General features: G+C 34.3%; 23 protein-coding genes. 19 read left to right on the top strand and 4 right to left on the bottom strand.

What is annotated here, in order from left to right; translation table 11 throughout:
• The first annotated feature begins 16 nt into the window (after positions 1-16).
• The 7 genes from ABC346_RS02895 to ABC346_RS02865 all read left to right on the top strand — a co-directional run bounded on the left by ABC346_RS02895 (position 17) and on the right by ABC346_RS02865 (position 3,074).
• Entirely contained in the window at positions 17-229 is a 213-nt protein-coding gene (locus ABC346_RS02895; RefSeq protein WP_413233467.1) for a hypothetical protein, read from the top strand.
• A gap of 44 nt (positions 230-273) precedes the next feature.
• Complete coding sequence (locus ABC346_RS02890; protein ID WP_413233466.1) at positions 274-564, top strand: hypothetical protein; 291 nt, start codon at positions 274-276, stop codon at positions 562-564.
• A 14-nt stretch (positions 565-578) separates the two neighbouring features.
• A complete protein-coding gene (locus ABC346_RS02885) occupies positions 579-812 on the top strand; it encodes a phage holin (RefSeq protein ID WP_413233465.1) in 234 nt (77 codons plus the stop codon).
• A gap of 52 nt (positions 813-864) precedes the next feature.
• Complete coding sequence (locus tag ABC346_RS02880; RefSeq protein WP_413233464.1) at positions 865-1,449, top strand: D-Ala-D-Ala carboxypeptidase family metallohydrolase; 585 nt, start codon at positions 865-867, stop codon at positions 1,447-1,449.
• Positions 1,450-1,758: 309 nt separating this feature from the next.
• Positions 1,759-2,274, top strand: a complete 516-nt coding sequence (locus ABC346_RS02875) for a hypothetical protein (RefSeq protein WP_413233463.1) — start codon at positions 1,759-1,761, stop codon at positions 2,272-2,274.
• Between the two features lie 25 nt (positions 2,275-2,299).
• Positions 2,300-2,593 (top strand): hypothetical protein, encoded by a 294-nt coding sequence (locus tag ABC346_RS02870; RefSeq protein WP_413233462.1) that lies wholly within the window; start codon positions 2,300-2,302, stop codon positions 2,591-2,593.
• A 43-nt stretch (positions 2,594-2,636) separates the two neighbouring features.
• Entirely contained in the window at positions 2,637-3,074 is a 438-nt protein-coding gene (locus ABC346_RS02865; protein WP_413233461.1) for a protein-export chaperone SecB, read from the top strand.
• A 26-nt stretch (positions 3,075-3,100) separates the two neighbouring features.
• Here ABC346_RS02865 and ABC346_RS02860 read toward each other — a convergent pair whose 3' ends face one another.
• The gene (locus ABC346_RS02860; RefSeq protein WP_413233460.1) at positions 3,101-3,244 is read right to left on the bottom strand and encodes a hypothetical protein; all 144 of its coding nucleotides are present in this window, start codon (positions 3,242-3,244) and stop codon (positions 3,101-3,103) included.
• 217 nt (positions 3,245-3,461) lie between these two features.
• The gene (locus ABC346_RS02855; RefSeq protein ID WP_413233459.1) at positions 3,462-3,623 is read right to left on the bottom strand and encodes a hypothetical protein; all 162 of its coding nucleotides are present in this window, start codon (positions 3,621-3,623) and stop codon (positions 3,462-3,464) included.
• 338 nt (positions 3,624-3,961) lie between these two features.
• Here ABC346_RS02855 and ABC346_RS02850 point away from each other — a divergent pair, with 338 nt between their 5' ends.
• The 5 genes from ABC346_RS02850 to tlp all read left to right on the top strand — a co-directional run bounded on the left by ABC346_RS02850 (position 3,962) and on the right by tlp (position 6,137).
• On the top strand, positions 3,962-4,177 hold the full coding sequence (locus ABC346_RS02850) for a hypothetical protein (RefSeq protein ID WP_413233458.1): 216 nt from the start codon (positions 3,962-3,964) through the stop codon (positions 4,175-4,177).
• Positions 4,174-4,512, top strand: coding sequence for a YolD-like family protein (locus ABC346_RS02845; RefSeq protein ID WP_413233457.1), 339 nt, complete (start codon positions 4,174-4,176; stop codon positions 4,510-4,512). Before ABC346_RS02850 ends, ABC346_RS02845 begins: the two co-directional genes overlap by 4 nt.
• A 62-nt stretch (positions 4,513-4,574) precedes the next feature.
• Positions 4,575-4,769, top strand: coding sequence for a hypothetical protein (locus tag ABC346_RS02840; RefSeq protein WP_413233456.1), 195 nt, complete (start codon positions 4,575-4,577; stop codon positions 4,767-4,769).
• 493 nt (positions 4,770-5,262) lie between these two features.
• Entirely contained in the window at positions 5,263-5,592 is a 330-nt protein-coding gene (locus ABC346_RS02835) for a CotD family spore coat protein (protein ID WP_413233455.1), read from the top strand.
• Positions 5,593-5,912: 320 nt separating this feature from the next.
• Positions 5,913-6,137, top strand: a complete 225-nt coding sequence (gene tlp, locus ABC346_RS02830; RefSeq protein ID WP_017795211.1) for a small acid-soluble spore protein Tlp — start codon at positions 5,913-5,915, stop codon at positions 6,135-6,137.
• A 186-nt stretch (positions 6,138-6,323) separates the two neighbouring features.
• On the opposite strand, the gene ABC346_RS02825 is transcribed toward tlp, so the two are convergent.
• A complete protein-coding gene (locus tag ABC346_RS02825) occupies positions 6,324-7,223 on the bottom strand; it encodes a YitT family protein (RefSeq protein ID WP_413233454.1) in 900 nt (299 codons plus the stop codon).
• Positions 7,224-7,989: 766 nt separating this feature from the next.
• Here ABC346_RS02825 and ABC346_RS02820 point away from each other — a divergent pair.
• From ABC346_RS02820 to ABC346_RS02790, 7 genes are all read left to right on the top strand, one after another.
• Complete coding sequence (locus ABC346_RS02820) at positions 7,990-8,508, top strand: DUF4256 domain-containing protein (protein WP_413236499.1); 519 nt, start codon at positions 7,990-7,992, stop codon at positions 8,506-8,508.
• A 159-nt stretch (positions 8,509-8,667) separates the two neighbouring features.
• Entirely contained in the window at positions 8,668-8,997 is a 330-nt protein-coding gene (locus ABC346_RS02815) for a hypothetical protein (protein WP_413233453.1), read from the top strand.
• 84 nt (positions 8,998-9,081) lie between these two features.
• Positions 9,082-10,491, top strand: coding sequence for an NADP-dependent phosphogluconate dehydrogenase (gndA, locus tag ABC346_RS02810; RefSeq protein WP_413233452.1), 1,410 nt, complete (start codon positions 9,082-9,084; stop codon positions 10,489-10,491).
• Between the two features lie 253 nt (positions 10,492-10,744).
• Positions 10,745-11,788, top strand: a complete 1,044-nt coding sequence (locus ABC346_RS02805; protein WP_413233451.1) for an NAD(P)/FAD-dependent oxidoreductase — start codon at positions 10,745-10,747, stop codon at positions 11,786-11,788.
• 190 nt (positions 11,789-11,978) lie between these two features.
• Positions 11,979-13,142: a GNAT family N-acetyltransferase gene (locus ABC346_RS02800; RefSeq protein WP_413233450.1), complete on the top strand. Its 1,164-nt coding sequence runs from the start codon at positions 11,979-11,981 to the stop codon at positions 13,140-13,142.
• Positions 13,143-13,238: 96 nt separating this feature from the next.
• Entirely contained in the window at positions 13,239-13,934 is a 696-nt protein-coding gene (locus ABC346_RS02795) for a hypothetical protein (protein ID WP_413233449.1), read from the top strand.
• Positions 13,931-15,169 (top strand): efflux RND transporter periplasmic adaptor subunit, encoded by a 1,239-nt coding sequence (locus ABC346_RS02790; RefSeq protein ID WP_413233448.1) that lies wholly within the window; start codon positions 13,931-13,933, stop codon positions 15,167-15,169. The genes ABC346_RS02795 and ABC346_RS02790 overlap by 4 nt, the downstream gene beginning before the upstream one ends.
• 338 nt (positions 15,170-15,507) lie before the next feature.
• Here the strand turns inward: ABC346_RS02790 and ABC346_RS02785 are convergent, their stop codons facing one another.
• Positions 15,508-16,356: a YihY/virulence factor BrkB family protein gene (locus tag ABC346_RS02785; protein ID WP_413233447.1), complete on the bottom strand. Its 849-nt coding sequence runs from the start codon at positions 16,354-16,356 to the stop codon at positions 15,508-15,510.
• Between the last annotated feature and the right edge of the window lie 65 nt (positions 16,357-16,421).

Raw genomic sequence — 16,421 nt, 5'->3', positions numbered from 1 at the left:
TAAGGGAGAGATTTAAATGGATGGATTACAACAACAAATAAGTAACATGTCAAAAGAGGAACTACAACAACAATTATTAAGATCATTTGGTGTTATTGATAAGTTAAAAAAACAATTAGGACAGAAATCGGAGCATATCGCTCTGTTAGAGGTTGATGTAGATGCTTTATCCTCACAATTAAAAAAAACTAATTCTGATATTGCTCAACAAGAAGAAAACGCTGAATAAGCGTTATTTTTTATGATCAAACATAGAGAGTTAGGGGGTCAGCTATGACGAATAAAGAGGAGATGGACAACATGCCTATTTGGCAAGACCATGAGAGGAGAATTACAACCTTAGAAAATACATTCTCTGCTATGTCTCACGAAATGAAGGATGTTAAGTCTACAGTAGAAAAAACAAGTGATGAACAGAAGAAACTACTAAATACTTTAATAGACCACCATCTGTCAACTAACAAGATGAAATTAAGTAATTTTTGGAAGTTGATATTAAATATAACAGGTGCCGGTGGTTTATTAATTACAGTTATTTACGCAATAGTTCAATTCATTAATTAAAGGAGGTGAGAAACATGGACAAGGCGACATTAACACGAACAATCGTATTATTCTTGGCATTAATTAACCAGTTCTTAGTTACGTTTGGACTTAACCCTATTCCAGGTACTGAAACATTGTGGGGGGAAATAGTAACGGTTATCATTACAGGTGTTACTGCTACTATTGCTTGGTTCAAGAACAATTATGTAACTGCAAAAGGTAAAAGCCAGAAAGAAGTATTACAAAGAAATAGACTTATCAAGTAGACACCATAGAAGGTGTTTTTTTAATGCCTAAAAATAATAGGGAGTGATTTAAATGTTAGCAATAGGTAACCGTGGACATGCAGTAAAAACATTGCAACTAGATGCAATTACATTGGGATTTGGTGAATTGTTAGGGAAAGCGGGTGCTGATGGCATTTTTGGTGAGGATACTGAAAAGACTATTGAAGCATTGCAAAAGTGGCTGAAAATCGAAGTGGATGGAATAGCGGGTCCACAGACAAAAAGTTCTATCAGCAAAGCTAAAAATAACGCAGGATTAAAGGGCACACGCAACTTTAACATTCACGAATTTTATTGTAAGGGTTCAAATACGATACTCTCTGGTGGAATGGACAAAAACTTAATTCTTAACTTAGAAACTTTGCGATATGAACTAGGTAATAAGCCAATAAGCATCAACAGTGGCTATCGTACTAAATCTCACAATAAAAGAGTGGGTGGTGCATCAAAATCACAACACTTATACGGTAAAGCTGCAGATATCAAAGTAAAAGGTATTAGTGCATCTAATGTATATAATCAAGCTAATAAAATATTTACTACTGGTGGAGTTGGAAAATATAATACTTTCACTCACGTTGATACTCGTAGTGGCAGAGTTAGATTTACTGGATAAAACAAAAAGCCCTCCTAGTGGGGGCTTCCTTACTTTTTGCCCTTCATTTGTCGTACGGAAGATGTACGAACCCACTTAATTAGTGAATCCCAAATACTAATAAAACATTACAGTATTGTTACGTATATATTTCTTTTATTGCAGAAATAATCAATTTCCAGTACATTTATTTTAAGAATATGTTAAAATTGTTACAAAATAGTAGCAATATATTCCAATAAGTGATATCTTATATTAAGTAACAACTAAATTTGTTAATAATATTCAGATAATTTTATTGGTGTATGGACTAAATTTGGGGTAATAAATATGAAACTAAAGCAATACAATGGTTATCATGGTACAGAAAAATCTTTTGCGGATAGAATAATACAAACATCATTTGTAGTAAATACTCGTCATCAAGGTTCATTGGGAACGGGTATATATTTTCTGGAAGAAAACAAGGACTTAACTAGAGAATATGCTCGATTTCGTCACCCTAATAAAATAATCAAGATCCTTGATTGCAAAATTGAAGTCTCTGAGAATGAAGTGTTTGATACAACAACTCCAGAGCATAGAGAAATTTATAAAGTATATAAAGATATAATCAGGGAAATGATGAAAGAAAACGGATATGATTTCCAGTATGGGTATAGAAACAGCTTTGATGGAGCAGTATATGATTACCTTGCTAAAGATAAGGGGTATTTATTAATTAGAGCAGAAACGTTTACTCCAAGTATAGAGGAACGTGAATTGAAAATTCGATCTAACGTTCCGAATGGAGTAGAATTATGTTTGAGAAATCCTATTAAGGTTATAGATAAACAAATAGTATAATTTAATTCCACTAAGGAGTGGTAATATGAATCATGAAGAATTGAAAAAAGAGTTGAGAAATCGATTTAGAAGTATGACAAAAGAGGAATTTAAGCAGACGTTTGAAGAGTTGGGTGCTATAGTTTCTGAAGGTGAAGGAAAAGTAATATATTCTGAAGAGAATCTATATGAAGACTCAAATGGTGACTTACACACTGGAAATTTTGATATAAATATTAGTAAAATGGTTGACTATGGAAAATATAGTCTTAATTACTCGAAAAAGTTCAAAGTAAACGAAGAAAAGCGAGAGTTCTCTTATGACATTTTAGTTGCCTAATCAGTCTATGAGGCTATTAATTTATAAATTTTGGAGAGATATTATGAATGAAGATTTAAAAAGTTATTTAATATTTGAGGATTACTCTATTTCAGAAATGAATTTTCAGCGTAATTATGATTTTAATAATAAAGAAGAAATCGATTTAAATTTTTCTTTTAATGGATCTGCTGACATCTCTGAAAAAAGAGACCAAGCACAGTTGACTATTACATGTAAGATATTCGAAGAAGAGTTCAATGTTGGAGAAGCTCCATTCTTTCTTAATATACAAATTATCGGTAATTTTAGTTTGAATGTACAAGAGGAAGTTTTTGATATAGAGGGATTTCAAATGAATGGCTTAGCAATTTTGTTGCCTTATTTAAGATCCTTAATAACTAGTTTTACTTCACAATCGGGAATGCCACCGGTTATATTACCTGCGATTAATGTTTATAATGCATTTAAGCTGACTAAAGCAGAAGAAAATGACAAATAAAAGCCCTCACTCTTGTGGGGGCTTATTTATTTAAATAATTTTCCTATACCTTTACCTGCAGCACGTCCAACAATTCTTCTTCCAATCCTTTTTCCGACTTTTCCTTTTTTAACTGCATCAACATCGTTCCAGATGCGCAGAAACTTATATATACTTGATTTCAAACTCATAGTATCCCCCTACGCTCGTCCAATTTAATTAATTTTTCCCTCATTCTTTTTATAAAATTCATGTAATTTTATAGCATTATCTAAACTTATACTTCCGATGTCAATTTGACCTTTCCGAAGTCTAGAAATATTACTCTCGGATATTCCTGTTTCTTTGTTAATTTTGTAACCAGTAATATTGGATTCGATCAATTTATGGATTTCCTCTTTTATTTTTTTAGCGCTCGTTTGGCTCATTGCTATCACCTTTCATAATTACATATAATTTAAATACAAATACAAGTACCCACATGGCTGATACTATTAAGCCACTCCAACTGAGTACATTCATATTGTTGAAATTAGTATCACCAATAAATAAAAGTATTAACATTATCATTAAGAAGTCTTCTGCTGCTATTGTTTTTCTCATAATTTTGAGGAGAATGTGGTATAATATAATTGGGAGAGGGGCGTTGCCCCTCTTGTGTTAGTCTTCGTCTTCGCGGTATCTGTCAGCTATTTCAAGTAGCGCCTTGATTGTTGTGACAACTCCTGCGATGATGAGGACTATATTTCTAACATCCTCCATTTCCTACCTCCTTTCTATACTTTAATTATACTATAATACTCCCTTACATGCAAGTGTTTTTTTACAAATATTCCACTTTTTTCATGTTTACACCTTTTTATTTTTTGTTATAATAAGAACAAACGTTCGTAACAGGAGGGTGAAACATGAAAGGGTTACTTGAAAATTCGAAGGAACTAAAGAGTAAGATAATGATTTATTATATAGACAATAATAATGAAGTAACTCAACGAGTAGTAAGCGTTGTTGAATTAAAAAGAGAACACGTTATAGCTTACTGTCATTATAGAAAACAAGTTCGATCATTTAAGTATGAGAACATCCTTTCATGTGGACCAGTCAAAAGGAGAGTAGGGGCATGAGTGTTAATGACAGAGGTACAATAAAATGGACAGCTATGATGATGCCTGAGCATGTAGAGTTATTGAATCAATTAAAAGAAAAACAAAACAGGAAGCAAAAGCCAATACTTGATGAACAGCAATTTGAGGAAAACGGATTTCAATTAATGATTGCACATAAGGACAACCTTCTCGTAAATATAAAGTATTATTCGAATTATGATTACCACAACATTAAAGGTTACGTGGATAAAATAAATTATCAACATAAATATGTATCTGTAGTTGAAAAGATAAGCTCAGAAGATGATACAAGAATAAATTTTGATGTGATTTTAGAAGTTACTATATTATAGAAGGAAAATCTCTGTTTTTATAGAATATAGGCATATACAACTATAAAAAAGGCGGAGGTTTAATGGCGACTTTATTGGGTTCATATTGGTGTGGATGTTGTAAAGAAGAATTGAAATCAAAAGATGGCGTCATTGTTGGAAATTTAAGGACAATGGTACATATTAAATGTCGTTTATCCAATGCAGAGGATGAAATAGACAGAGGATATGTGGAAGACATGATACTTAAATATAATTTTGGCGAGCCACTCGAATAAGAGTGGTTTTTTTATGTTGATTTAAATGGTATACTGCAGATATCAAATATATAAATTTTATCCTCAGTTTCTTTGGAAGCCTGTGGATAAGTTCGTATAACATACATGTAACATACAAAAACGCCTGCGAGCGTTGAATTTACTGCCCACCTCAGTTCTCAAAACGTTAAGTTTTTGGAATATCAGAAAACCCTCAACCCTTATGGTTGGGGGTTTTACTTTTGCCTAAATTTACTAATTTAATTTATATTCTATTTAAAAGCGAGTGTTATCTTGTAAAAAACTTACCTATTACATATAAAAAGATAGTACTTCATATTTAAACTACTTATACAATGTTAAAACAACAAACCATCGGATATAGTTATTAGTATGGGGAATACAAAAGCCTATCATGCCTTCTATTCATCAGTCGGATTATTGATAATAATTGGGTCTTTATATTAATCAAAATAGAGACAGGACTTAAGTGAGTAGAAAGGAGAGTTATTAGATGAGAAGTTCGCAGAAATGGAACCAAGGTCAAGGTAATTGGGGAGGCAACCAGGCTAATAACTGTAGTAGTACGTCAACAGAATATTGCCCGACAAACGTTTCTCCAACAAAGCAATATGTTAAAACGAATGTATCTAACACGGAAGTGGCTCATTACCACCCAAGCCATACGACGACAGTAAACAAACACATGACTACGCATAAGCATTATTTTCCTCATACGGAATCAGTAGTGAATGATGTTCAAGAGCAGCATATTATGTGTGGCAAGCCACATCATCCATGTCCACCTTGTGACCCTTGTCATAAAAATATACGTTTTTATTAATTCGCATAATAGCCCCGATCACATATACCCCCTATTCTTGGGGGGGTTTATTTGTAATGAATGTGAATAGATGAGATTTTATATAAACAGAATTAATGCAACGAACTGGTTAACTTTTCAACATTGAGCATGGCGAATTTATGCAACATTTATTCCAAACCTTCATTAATAGCAATATAATCTATGCTCATGGGTCGCTATTCTTATATAGAACTAATTTTAAAATAACTAATTAATATATCAGTATTGGATGATTATAAAGAATATATTTTAAGGTTATGGAAAAAATACTCCTGAATATGAACTGAAGGAGGGATAGTATGACTCATCCGAAACCAGATGATAGATCTGATAACGTTGAAAAGATTCAGAATACCATCGACCACACATTAGAAAATCTTAATGAATCAAAAGATTACATTAATGCTCACTCAGAGGAACTAAGCAGTAAAGAAAAAGAAGAATTATTGAGTAAAAATGAAAGAAGAAAAGAAAGTGTAGATGGATTACGATCAGAAATAAAAGATGAAGCGGATTCACAATAAGTGAACTTCTTTTAGTATAAGCATTTTTGCCCGTAGAAAGCAGTGAATCAAGATAATAGGAAACCGAACTATAGCCTCGATGTAAACATCCCTGTCTACTTGACAAGGTAGTTTACGATAAACTATATCTTGGGGTTGTAGTTCGGTTTTCTAATTATTCTGTTCCGTGACCATAGTAAGAACCTCTTACATATTCTCTTCATCAGCTTGGTTTTTATAATAACGTTGCTCTATGTTGTTGTTTCTAAATGTTTTCTGTCCTGGGTGGTGTGCTTCTGCGAAACTACCGCCAGTAACGTCTTTTACTGTATGCACTACGGTAAATGCCGTCTCATCGATACTTTGAACGAGCTTCTTTAAGTAAAATAGACGTTGTTTTGGGATAGCTACATAAATTAAATTTTCTTCGATACCTTTATCATTCTTTTTGGCCGTTAATACAGTTGTATGCGCACCAAGGTTAGTTTGAATGGCTTCTTCGACTTCTTCAGTTTTTTGAGAGAAAATATGAACGACTTTCTTTGATTCAAAACCTTCTAATACATAGTCTGTTACTCTTTTTCCTATGAATAACGCAAGTATTGTATACATCGTATATAAAGGTCCAATTACAAATATACCGGAAATTACTATAGCAGCATCGAGTACAAAGTTCGTACCGGTTAATTCCCAGCCAAACTTGTAATTTAACATTCGCGCAATGGTTGATGTACCTCCAGTTGTGCTTCCTGATCTAAAAATGAATCCAAAGCCAATCCCGGTAAAAACACCAGTAAATAATGCAGCCAGTAGCGGATCTGGTATCCCTGGAACGGAACCTTCTAATAGGTATATAAAAATGGAGAAGAGTGGAATGGTTACGATTGATTTCACTATCATATCTTTTGGTAAGTAGCGATAACCTATTAGGAGCGTTGCTACATTTATAATGAAGGTAGTAAGTGCAGGTGATATGTCCATTCCATGATACATAAGCAGTGCAAGCCCTGGAACCCCACCTTCAGCAAGGGAATTTGGCATTGCAAAAATCGCCACGGAAACCGCAAAGAAAAAAGTACCTACAATTAAAAACATATAATTCTTCATTTAAAAGTGTCCACCTTTTATTTAAAATCAATAGAATGGAATTCATTGTACCATACTAGTTATAACGATACGAGGTATTAATGATAAGTCAACTGTACACTGGAGATAATTTCACAGAAAAGGTAAATGGAGTTAGATATTGTACCTTTCTTAAGTTAGTTGAAAATGTGTATTCTACTATGAACCTTGTCTAATCCATTCAGTTCTTTTATTCATATTATGTAATATGATAGGAGGGAATAGAATGTGTTGTAAAAAGAAGGATCACTATCCTTGTCGACAACAAAGAGAATCAGTAAATCATGGCTGTAAAAAGGTTAATTACTATGACCAAAACACAAATAAGTGTCATAAGAAAGAAAAACGGAAGTATTGCTTCTGTTGCGAAAGGTACTACTAAACCTTTTTATTGCTATACCTCTTAGTTTTAATAACTGAGAGGTACATAAATTAAATGAGAAATAGAGTTAACTGGCGGCCCTTAGGGATTGTTGCAAGGTCATCAAATGTGTAGTATTAATTTGAGTAACAATATAATTTTTATAATGTTAAACTATTGTTAACTTAACATCGCAACCAATTTAGATAAAGATATTTAAGAAGTTATAGAACTATATCCATTAGATTAAAAAAAGGTAGTGGATTTAGCTTATAAATGGCAACTATAATATTATAAAGACATTACCAAGTGTTCAAACTATATGGTTTAGAAAGGGGAAAATTTATTTTGTCTAAGATATTGTCGCAAGAACAACAAGTAAAACTAATGGAAACGCTGAAAGTGCGATTTGAAAAGAATCCGAATCGACATAAAGATATAAAATGGGAAAATGTACAAGCAAAGCTAGAAGTAAATAGCGAAAAGCTTTGGTCTCTCTATGAAATGGAAAGAACAGAAGGTGAACCGGATGTAATTGAATATGATTATAATACCGATGAATATATTTTTTATGATTGTTCTAAAGAGAGCCCAAAGGGGCGCAGAAGTATTTGCTATGATCGTGAAGCATTGGAATCAAGGAAAAAGCATCAGCCAGATAATAGTGCAATTGACGTTGCTGCTGAGATGGGTATTGAGCTATTAACTGAACAACAATATCGCATATTACAAGAGGTAGGTGACTTTGATATGAAAACATCCAGTTGGATAAAAACACCTTCCGATATTCGTGAAGCGGGAGGGGCTATATTTTGTGATTATCGTTATGGACATGTGTTTGTCTATCATAACGGGGCTTCCTCTTATTATGGTTCCAGAGGATTTCGTGGTCTGTTGAGAATATAATTACTGCACATTATTCTTTTAGGTGTTTTTTTATCAATTAAATCTATTTCATATTTGTTAAATTTTATAAAAAAACGAACATTTTTTGATATATCATATATAACTCGCGGATTACAGTTTTTGTTTCTAATAACGAGCAAAATATTGTAGGAGGTAATAATGAAGAAGGCTCATATAACTTTTGTGGTTGTTATTATCGTTTGTATACTAGTTGTTTACCCGAGAGTGTTTGCTTATGGACAATCGAGTACGATTCATGACTTTCCGATTCCAAAAGCTGCTGAGTTAACTCAAATCAATCAACATACGAAGATTTATCATTGGAGCAAGGCTTCTGAAGAAAAGGGAATCCCATCAAGCTATGAATCCTTTATTGAACGGACGGGATGGAAAAAAGGAGAACAAGAAGGTGCTTCTATCATTTTTACAAAAGGGACTAAGACAATAGAATTAATTTCAATGACGAATCAATTAACCATTATTTATTAGAGTGGGAAATTGGTTTCCTACTACTAAATTCGCTATAATAGGGAATGATTCATTTCAAAATAATTATAGAGAGGAAATGATGAGTTGATGAAACAACAAATCGGAGTTATCGGCTTAGCCGTTATGGGAAAAAATATCGCACTTAATATGGAAAGCAAAGGTTTTTCCGTAGCGGTTTTTAATCGTTCTTACGAGAAGACAGAAGGTTTCTTAGCAAATGAAGCAAACGGAAAAAACTTCGTTGGTGCAAAAACAATCGAAGAATTTGTAGATTCTTTGGAAAAACCACGTAAAATCATGTTGATGGTAAAAGCAGGTCCAGCAACAGATGCGACCATTGAATCATTGAAACCACATCTTGATAAAGGTGATATTCTTATCGATGGTGGAAATACATTATATGAAGACACAATTCGTCGAAATAAAGAATTAGATGAATCAGGTATTCATTTCATTGGTACAGGAGTGTCGGGTGGAGAAGAAGGAGCGTTAAATGGTCCATCCATTATGCCAGGAGGACAAGCAGAAGCATATAAATTAGTTGCTCCTATTTTTGAAGCTATTTCCGCAAAAGTAGATAATGATCCTTGTGTAACATATATTGGACCAAATGGTGCAGGTCACTTTGTGAAAATGGTTCATAATGGAATTGAATATGGAGATATGCAATTAATCGCAGAAGCATATGATTTAATGAAAAATGTTCTAGGACTTGATGCAACTGAGCTTCATAACGTATTCAAGGAATGGAATGATGGAGAACTAGACAGTTATCTGGTTGAAATTACTGCAGATATCTTCACTAAAGTGGACGAAGAGACCGGTAAGCCATTAGTGGAAGTAATTCTGGATAAAGCAGGTCAAAAAGGGACTGGAAAATGGACAAGTAAGAATGCGCTTGATTTAGGAGTACCGCTTCCGTTAATTACAGAGTCCGTGTTTGCACGTTTTATTTCTTCCTTAAAAGATGAACGTGTTCGTGCAAGCAAAGAATTAAATGGACCAACGAATGTATCGTTAGATGAAAGTAAAGAGGAACTTATCGAAGCAATTCGCCAAGCACTTTATATGAGTAAAATCGTATCTTATGCGCAAGGATTTGCTCAAATGCGAGCAGCTTCTGATGAGTACGATTGGAATTTAAGTTATGGTGACATCGCGATGATTTGGCGCGGCGGATGTATCATTCGTGCGAAGTTCTTACAAAAGATCAAAGATGCCTATGACAGAGATGCTCAATTACCGAACTTAATGCTCGACCCTTATTTCAAGGAGATTGTAGAAGGTTACCAGTCATCATTACGAAAAGTTGTATCCCTAGCGGTTGCACATGGTATTGCAGTTCCGACATTCTCAAGCGCAATAGCGTACTATGATAGCTATCGTTCAGAAGATTTACCAGCAAATCTAATTCAAGCACAACGTGACTACTTTGGCGCACACACGTATGAGCGAAAAGATAAAGATGGTATATTTCACTCTCAGTGGTTCTAAATTTTAAAGATAAAAAGGATCTGATTAACAATATGTTAAACCAGATCCTTTTTTCTGCCTTATTGTAGACCAAGGGTATTATCAATGTAATGCTGCCTAAAATGTTAGTCTTTTTATAAGTACATTATTTTTTATCTTAAAAGATTGAAAACGATTCTCATTATCATTATAATTACAGATATAAGATGTTTTGTCATTGTAGTACTTGTTGAATAATTTAGTTCTTCATATCTTTTAGGGGGTTGAATAGCAAATGGAAGTCTTTGACGTAACGATTGTTGGTGGTGGTCCCGCGGGTTTATATTCTGCTTTTTATAGTGGTTTGAGAGAAATGAAAACAAAAATCATTGATTATCAAGCAGAACTAGGTGGAAAGGTGCATATTTATCCTGAGAAAGTCATTTGGGATATTGGTGGATTAACACCAATGTCAGGTGAAAACGTGATAAAGCAAATGGTAGAACAAGCAATGACGTTTGATCCAACCGTTGTATTAAATGAAAAAGTGGAATCCATTGATAAAAATGAAATGGGATTATTTCAGTTACATACCGGATCTGGAGAAATTCATTATTCAAAGACTATCATTGTAGCAGTAGGTGGCGGCATTCTACATCCTAAAAGATTAAATATAGAAGGTGCAGAAAAATACGAAGTGACGAATCTAAACTATAAAATAACATCTTTACAACGTTACAAAGATAAACGAGTAATTATCTCTGGTGGTGGTAATTCTGCCGTGGATTGGGCAAACGAGCTAGTAGATATTGCGAAAAGTGTTTATCTGACGTATCGTAAAGATGTTTTGTCCGGACATGAAGCTCAAGTGACAAAATTAATGAAAAGTTCAGCGGAATGTTACTTTAATTGCTCGATCACCAAACTTATCTCTGAAAATAATCAGTCTATCGAACACGTAGAGTTAACTAATCATGAATCTGGGGATATTCTAGCTCTTCCAATTGATGAAGTCATCATCAATCATGGATATGATAGAGATATTGATTTGCTAGACAATAGTCCTTCCCTAGGTGTAGAGATAAAAGATGGGAACTTTATTGCAGGTTCGCCGAATAGTGAATCTTCTGTTCCAGGAATATATGCAGCTGGAGATATACTTCATCATGAAGGGAAGCTACATTTAATTGCAGGTGCTTTTCAAGATGCTGCAAACGCGGTTAACCAAGCGAAAAAGTATATTGATCCACAAGCAAATACATTTGCAATGGTCTCATCACATAATGAATTATTTAAAGAACGTAATGAAAAGTTTAAAGAATCAGCTGCTACAATATAGATGTGAACAGTGCACTGTTTCTTTTGGACTGTTAACTTAGAGTCTTATCCCTATACAAATTGCTTACAATCATTTTTTCGAAAACATGCAGCGTTTTTCTGCATGTTTTTTTATTTTGGCTTAAATAAATTCATTATCTATTGTAGTATGAAGAAGTAATCCAATTTTTCGGAAAAAGGGGGATTCGCCTTTGTTAAAAAAACTATCTTCACAAAATGATGAAATCTATCAATTATCGGCATTTGCTTTTCAGTATGAGTTAACACCAGAAAGATTGGAAGAAAGTAAAAATAAAAAACGGAAGGAGACAGTATGGGGATGGATGGAAGATGATCGTTTGGCAGCGAAACTTCACATCGTTCCTTTAGAAGTTTCTGTACAAGGTAAGCCAATCAAAATGGGAGGTATATCTGCTGTGGCAACTTGGCCAGAATTTCGTAGAAAAGGTATTGTACGAAATTTACTTCAACATGCGCTACAGGAGATGAAGAAAGAAGGACAAGTGCTTTCCTATTTACATCCATTCTCCATACCATTCTATCGCCGATTTGGTTGGGAGATTACGTTTGATGAGAAGGAATACAATATCCCAATGCATCATTTTAAGAGAGATTGGCAGCTAGATAGTGGTAGGGTACAACGAGTGCACAAAGATGATGTATCGATAGTAGAAACAATTTATGAAAAATATACAAATCAATTGAACGGAATGCTACTGAGAGATTCCCACTGGTGGGAGCATAAAATTTTATCGAAAAAGAAATTAATTGCAGTTAGCTATGATCCACAAGGCGAACCAGATGGATATATTCAGTATGAAGTTAAGAAAAATATATTAGAAGTAGAGGAACTCGTACACCTGACACTAGCAAGTAGACGACGTTTGCTTCATTTTATTTCTAATCATGATTCAATGGCGAAAGAAGTAAAAATGGTAGTATCCGGATCTGATGCACTGCCATTACTATTGGATGATCCGCGTTTTGAACAAAAAGTAAGCCCATATTTTATGGCGCGAATTGTCGATGTTTCTGCATTTCTACAACAATATCCATTTTTAGCACCGATGGAAAATTTGTCGATTGAATTGGAGATTACAGATGAATTTGTAGAAGCGAATTCCGGCAAGTATCGACTAAAAAGTAATAAAAAACAAATCTATGTAGAAAAGGAGTCTGAAGAAGCGGTATCCCCAGTCTCCATTACGGTACAACAGTTAGCATCGATAGTATTAGGGTATAAACGTCCGGTAGAGTTAATGGAGCTAGGTCTAATCAAAGGCGAAAAACACCAAATTGAATCGCTTGATCGCATAATTCCACAAACCAAACCATATTTTGCTGACTTTTTCTAATAGGTCTTCATGACTATTGTCGACGAATTAATCAAAATTTCATAGTATTTCATCAGTTATTAAGGTAAAATGACAATTATAGGAAAAGAATGGATAATGCAAAAGGAATGTGACGAAATGACTTATTATGCGCGTTTGTTTCGAATGATTTCGCAGACAAAGGATGAAAGTTTTCGACTAAATAAGGCAGAAGAAGTACGAGGAATATGGAAGATAACTGTGATTTTATCCCTCGTATCAATGGTTATTTACGGAATAACGGCTTTTTTAGGGGTTGGTTCCGAGGAAATATCAAAAAATGGAGTAATGTTAAGTTCTAGCGATTTTGAAGCTAGTAAACTTTGGTTTGTGTTAGGCAGAATGATCTATGGGCTTTTATTTGCAGCACTCGTGATTTTTTTACCATCTCTATTATTCTATTTACTTACAGGAATTCCTTATAAAAAGTTGATCATTATTCAACATACTGCGTTAATAGTGTTATTAATAGAGCGATTGTTGTGGATTCCATTAGCCTTATTTGCTGGATTAAGTTGGCATGTGTCACCGCTCTCTTTTGGAATAATCGCTTCTTACATAACTAATATTCCATGGATTATATACTTTTTTGGAGCGATATCCTTATTTCAAATATGGATTATTTACTTTCAAGCCAATTTTTTGGCGAAGTATTCCGATGTGAGAAATCGTTTTGTTTGGTTAAATGTAATTTTAATTCACTTCTTAGGATGGGTTATTGCAAGTGTTATGGCAAATGTTGATTCATACATCATAAGTGGGTGGTTTGGATGAGGAAATATAAGAAGCATATATTGTGGATAGCGATTACTGCGTTTGTCGTAGTGAATTTTGTCCTCGTTTTATTTGATAAAGAAGAAAAAATAGATCGTGTATCATTTGTACATAGCTGGACTAATAGCCATGAGGCAGACCTTGTAGAAATGTTATATAAGCCTGGTGTGGTTGATGTTGCTGGAGAAGAACATATTTATTTTGATACTTCAAGCGGTGTTTTTCAAGAGTTTATGGTGCAAGAAGGCGATGTGGTGGCTAGCGGCGACCCGCTATTCTCCTATGAAGTCCAAAGCTATTATGAAACGGAAGTAAACTTGAATCAACAAGTCTCTCAAGTGGAAGGTGAGATTTCAGCGATACAGTCTGCTATTACACAAATGGAAACGTATCAAATTCCTGAAGGGGCTACTGGTACACCAAGTGATGTGACGATAAATGAAGAAGAGCTTGAGATAAAATTTCCGCAAAACACGGTGGAAGCAGAATTGTTACGTGAGCAATACTTGATTGAAAAAGAAAACGAACTTTCCCAGAAAACAGCTGAATTACAGAGTTTAGAATCGCAGTTAATGGAATTACAATCATCTGGAAATGTGATTACCGTGAATAGTCCTTTTGATGGTCGAATAAGTGAGGTAAAAGACAGTTTAGAAGATCCTGTAATTACCATACAAGATACAACACTCCATGTTACTGGAGAATTTACGGAAGAAGAAAGAACAAAAGTGGAAGCTGGACTTGCCACACAAATGGAAATAAATGAACTGCCAATAGCACTAGAGGGGACAGTAAGTGAAGTGAGTGATCATCCAACGGAAGTAGGTTTAGAATCAACAAGTGTGTATCCGTTTTCTGTATCGATAACGGAAGAGGATCCAGAAGTATTAGATGCATTGCTACCGGGTTACCATACAGAAGTCGGAATTATCATGGAAGAAGCATTAGGAGCCACTACCCTATTTGAAGATTCAATTGATACGAATCATGTATGGAAGATGCATACGAACGGACAACTTATGAAGAGCCCGATTGAAAAGGGATTACATGTCGATGAGCAAGTAGAGGTTGTGCAAGGGGTAGAGATTGGTGACATGGTTGCAGACGAACCTTCTTCTCAATTCCGGCATGAAGCTACATTTATTACCCCTATCCACATAAAAGAATTATCAAAATCGTCTTTTACATGGGATCAATGGGCACGAAGCTTTGTAACAGGTGTATTATCAAGATAATAAAAATCCAAACTGGCAAAGATAGCCGGTTTGGATTTTTTGGATTGTACGGAATTCTAGATGCCACAACATCCACCTAGAAGTTAATAAATTGAGCCAATTTCATTAAAAAAACTAATTAGTGATAATTTAAACACTAATGTTCGGTTTAGAGGAAATACTTGGGCTTTGATTGGAATGGAAGAAGGAGACTCCTAATCAGAACAACAGAGCTTGAAAAATCCTAGAAAAAGCGGGTTTCTTTTCCTAATTAGTTGAAGCCGTGCCTGCTAAAAAGCGACCATCTGCAATGGAAATCAAACAGAGCAACATTCGGATTTTATACCAAATATCGTTCTTTATATATTTGCTGCATGAGAATACGTAGGATCTTCTGCTATTTTTTTCTGATGATACATAACATTTATAATACCGCCAATAAGCAGGATTATCCCTGTCAAGAAGAACCAAATCATTAAAATAATCACTCCGCCAAGACTTCCATACATATTCGAATAATTTCCGAAGTTTGATACATAAATAGAGAATCCGAATGAAATGATAAGCCAGAGGATACTAGCTGTTAATGTTCCAGGTATAATATGCTTGATTGGAAGTGTCGCATTTGGTGCAAAACGATATAACGCTAGCAATAATAGTGTAATTACTGCAATACTAATTGCAAAACGTGAAATTTGTAGAATCCATTCAAACGATTCATTAATCCCTAAGATAGATATGATCATTGTTAGAATGACATCCCCAAAAACAGGTAGTATAATAGCTGTAATAACTGCAAAAATCATTGCAATGGTAAGGCAAAATGCAATTGCTCTTGTCTTTATAAATGAGCGAGTTTCTTCCACTTCATAGGATTCATTCGATACTTTAATGAATGCATTTATTCCGTTGGAAGCAAACCATAACGTCCCTAAGATACCAACTGTTAATAAGCCACCACGAGGTGTCTCTACCAGGCTCACGATATTATCTTGGAACGTGCTTGCTAGTTCTTCGGGTAAAATAGAAGAAATAAATTGTATGGCATCCTGTGGACTTATATTAAAATAAGGAATAATAGCAAAGGCTACTACGAGTAATGGAAATACAGATAATAAAAAGTAATAAGCTAATGAAGCTGCAAGTAATGGCACATCGTCTTCTTTAAATTTAGTCATAAACGTTTTTACAAAGGATTTTATCTTCATTGGGTCAACCTCCATATCTGGTACTATATGGAACCTATACCCATTCCATAATAAGATTAATCTTT

This window comes from Oceanobacillus phoenicis (assembly GCF_047238145.1).
Taxonomy (GTDB): Bacteria; Bacillota; Bacilli; order Bacillales; family Amphibacillaceae; genus Oceanobacillus.
The sequence above is the reverse complement of the archived record's forward strand: the minus strand, read 5'-3'. Positions and strand labels throughout refer to the sequence as shown.

Excerpts from the sequence above, each read along its gene's own strand:
- ABC346_RS02895 (WP_413233467.1), top strand. The coding sequence starts at position 17 with ATGGATGGATTACAACAACAAATAAGTAACATGTCAAAAGAGGAACTA.
- ABC346_RS02865 (WP_413233461.1), top strand. The coding sequence starts at position 2,637 with ATGAATGAAGATTTAAAAAGTTATTTAATATTTGAGGATTACTCTATT.
- ABC346_RS02840 (WP_413233456.1), top strand. The coding sequence starts at position 4,575 with ATGGCGACTTTATTGGGTTCATATTGGTGTGGATGTTGTAAAGAAGAA.
- ABC346_RS02890 (WP_413233466.1), top strand. The coding sequence starts at position 274 with ATGACGAATAAAGAGGAGATGGACAACATGCCTATTTGGCAAGACCAT.
- ABC346_RS02805 (WP_413233451.1), top strand. The coding sequence starts at position 10,745 with ATGGAAGTCTTTGACGTAACGATTGTTGGTGGTGGTCCCGCGGGTTTA.
- tlp (WP_017795211.1), top strand. The coding sequence starts at position 5,913 with ATGACTCATCCGAAACCAGATGATAGATCTGATAACGTTGAAAAGATT.
- ABC346_RS02880 (WP_413233464.1), top strand. The coding sequence starts at position 865 with ATGTTAGCAATAGGTAACCGTGGACATGCAGTAAAAACATTGCAACTA.
- ABC346_RS02850 (WP_413233458.1), top strand. The coding sequence starts at position 3,962 with ATGAAAGGGTTACTTGAAAATTCGAAGGAACTAAAGAGTAAGATAATG.
- ABC346_RS02875 (WP_413233463.1), top strand. The coding sequence starts at position 1,759 with ATGAAACTAAAGCAATACAATGGTTATCATGGTACAGAAAAATCTTTT.
- ABC346_RS02820 (WP_413236499.1), top strand. The coding sequence starts at position 7,990 with ATGGAAACGCTGAAAGTGCGATTTGAAAAGAATCCGAATCGACATAAA.
- ABC346_RS02825 (WP_413233454.1), bottom strand. The coding sequence starts at position 7,223 with ATGAAGAATTATATGTTTTTAATTGTAGGTACTTTTTTCTTTGCGGTT.
- ABC346_RS02860 (WP_413233460.1), bottom strand. The coding sequence starts at position 3,244 with ATGAGTTTGAAATCAAGTATATATAAGTTTCTGCGCATCTGGAACGAT.
- ABC346_RS02815 (WP_413233453.1), top strand. The coding sequence starts at position 8,668 with ATGAAGAAGGCTCATATAACTTTTGTGGTTGTTATTATCGTTTGTATA.
- ABC346_RS02790 (WP_413233448.1), top strand. The coding sequence starts at position 13,931 with ATGAGGAAATATAAGAAGCATATATTGTGGATAGCGATTACTGCGTTT.
- ABC346_RS02870 (WP_413233462.1), top strand. The coding sequence starts at position 2,300 with ATGAATCATGAAGAATTGAAAAAAGAGTTGAGAAATCGATTTAGAAGT.
- ABC346_RS02845 (WP_413233457.1), top strand. The coding sequence starts at position 4,174 with ATGAGTGTTAATGACAGAGGTACAATAAAATGGACAGCTATGATGATG.
- ABC346_RS02785 (WP_413233447.1), bottom strand. The coding sequence starts at position 16,356 with ATGAAGATAAAATCCTTTGTAAAAACGTTTATGACTAAATTTAAAGAA.
- ABC346_RS02835 (WP_413233455.1), top strand. The coding sequence starts at position 5,263 with ATGAGAAGTTCGCAGAAATGGAACCAAGGTCAAGGTAATTGGGGAGGC.
- ABC346_RS02795 (WP_413233449.1), top strand. The coding sequence starts at position 13,239 with ATGCAAAAGGAATGTGACGAAATGACTTATTATGCGCGTTTGTTTCGA.
- ABC346_RS02885 (WP_413233465.1), top strand. The coding sequence starts at position 579 with ATGGACAAGGCGACATTAACACGAACAATCGTATTATTCTTGGCATTA.
- ABC346_RS02855 (WP_413233459.1), bottom strand. The coding sequence starts at position 3,623 with ATGATAATGTTAATACTTTTATTTATTGGTGATACTAATTTCAACAAT.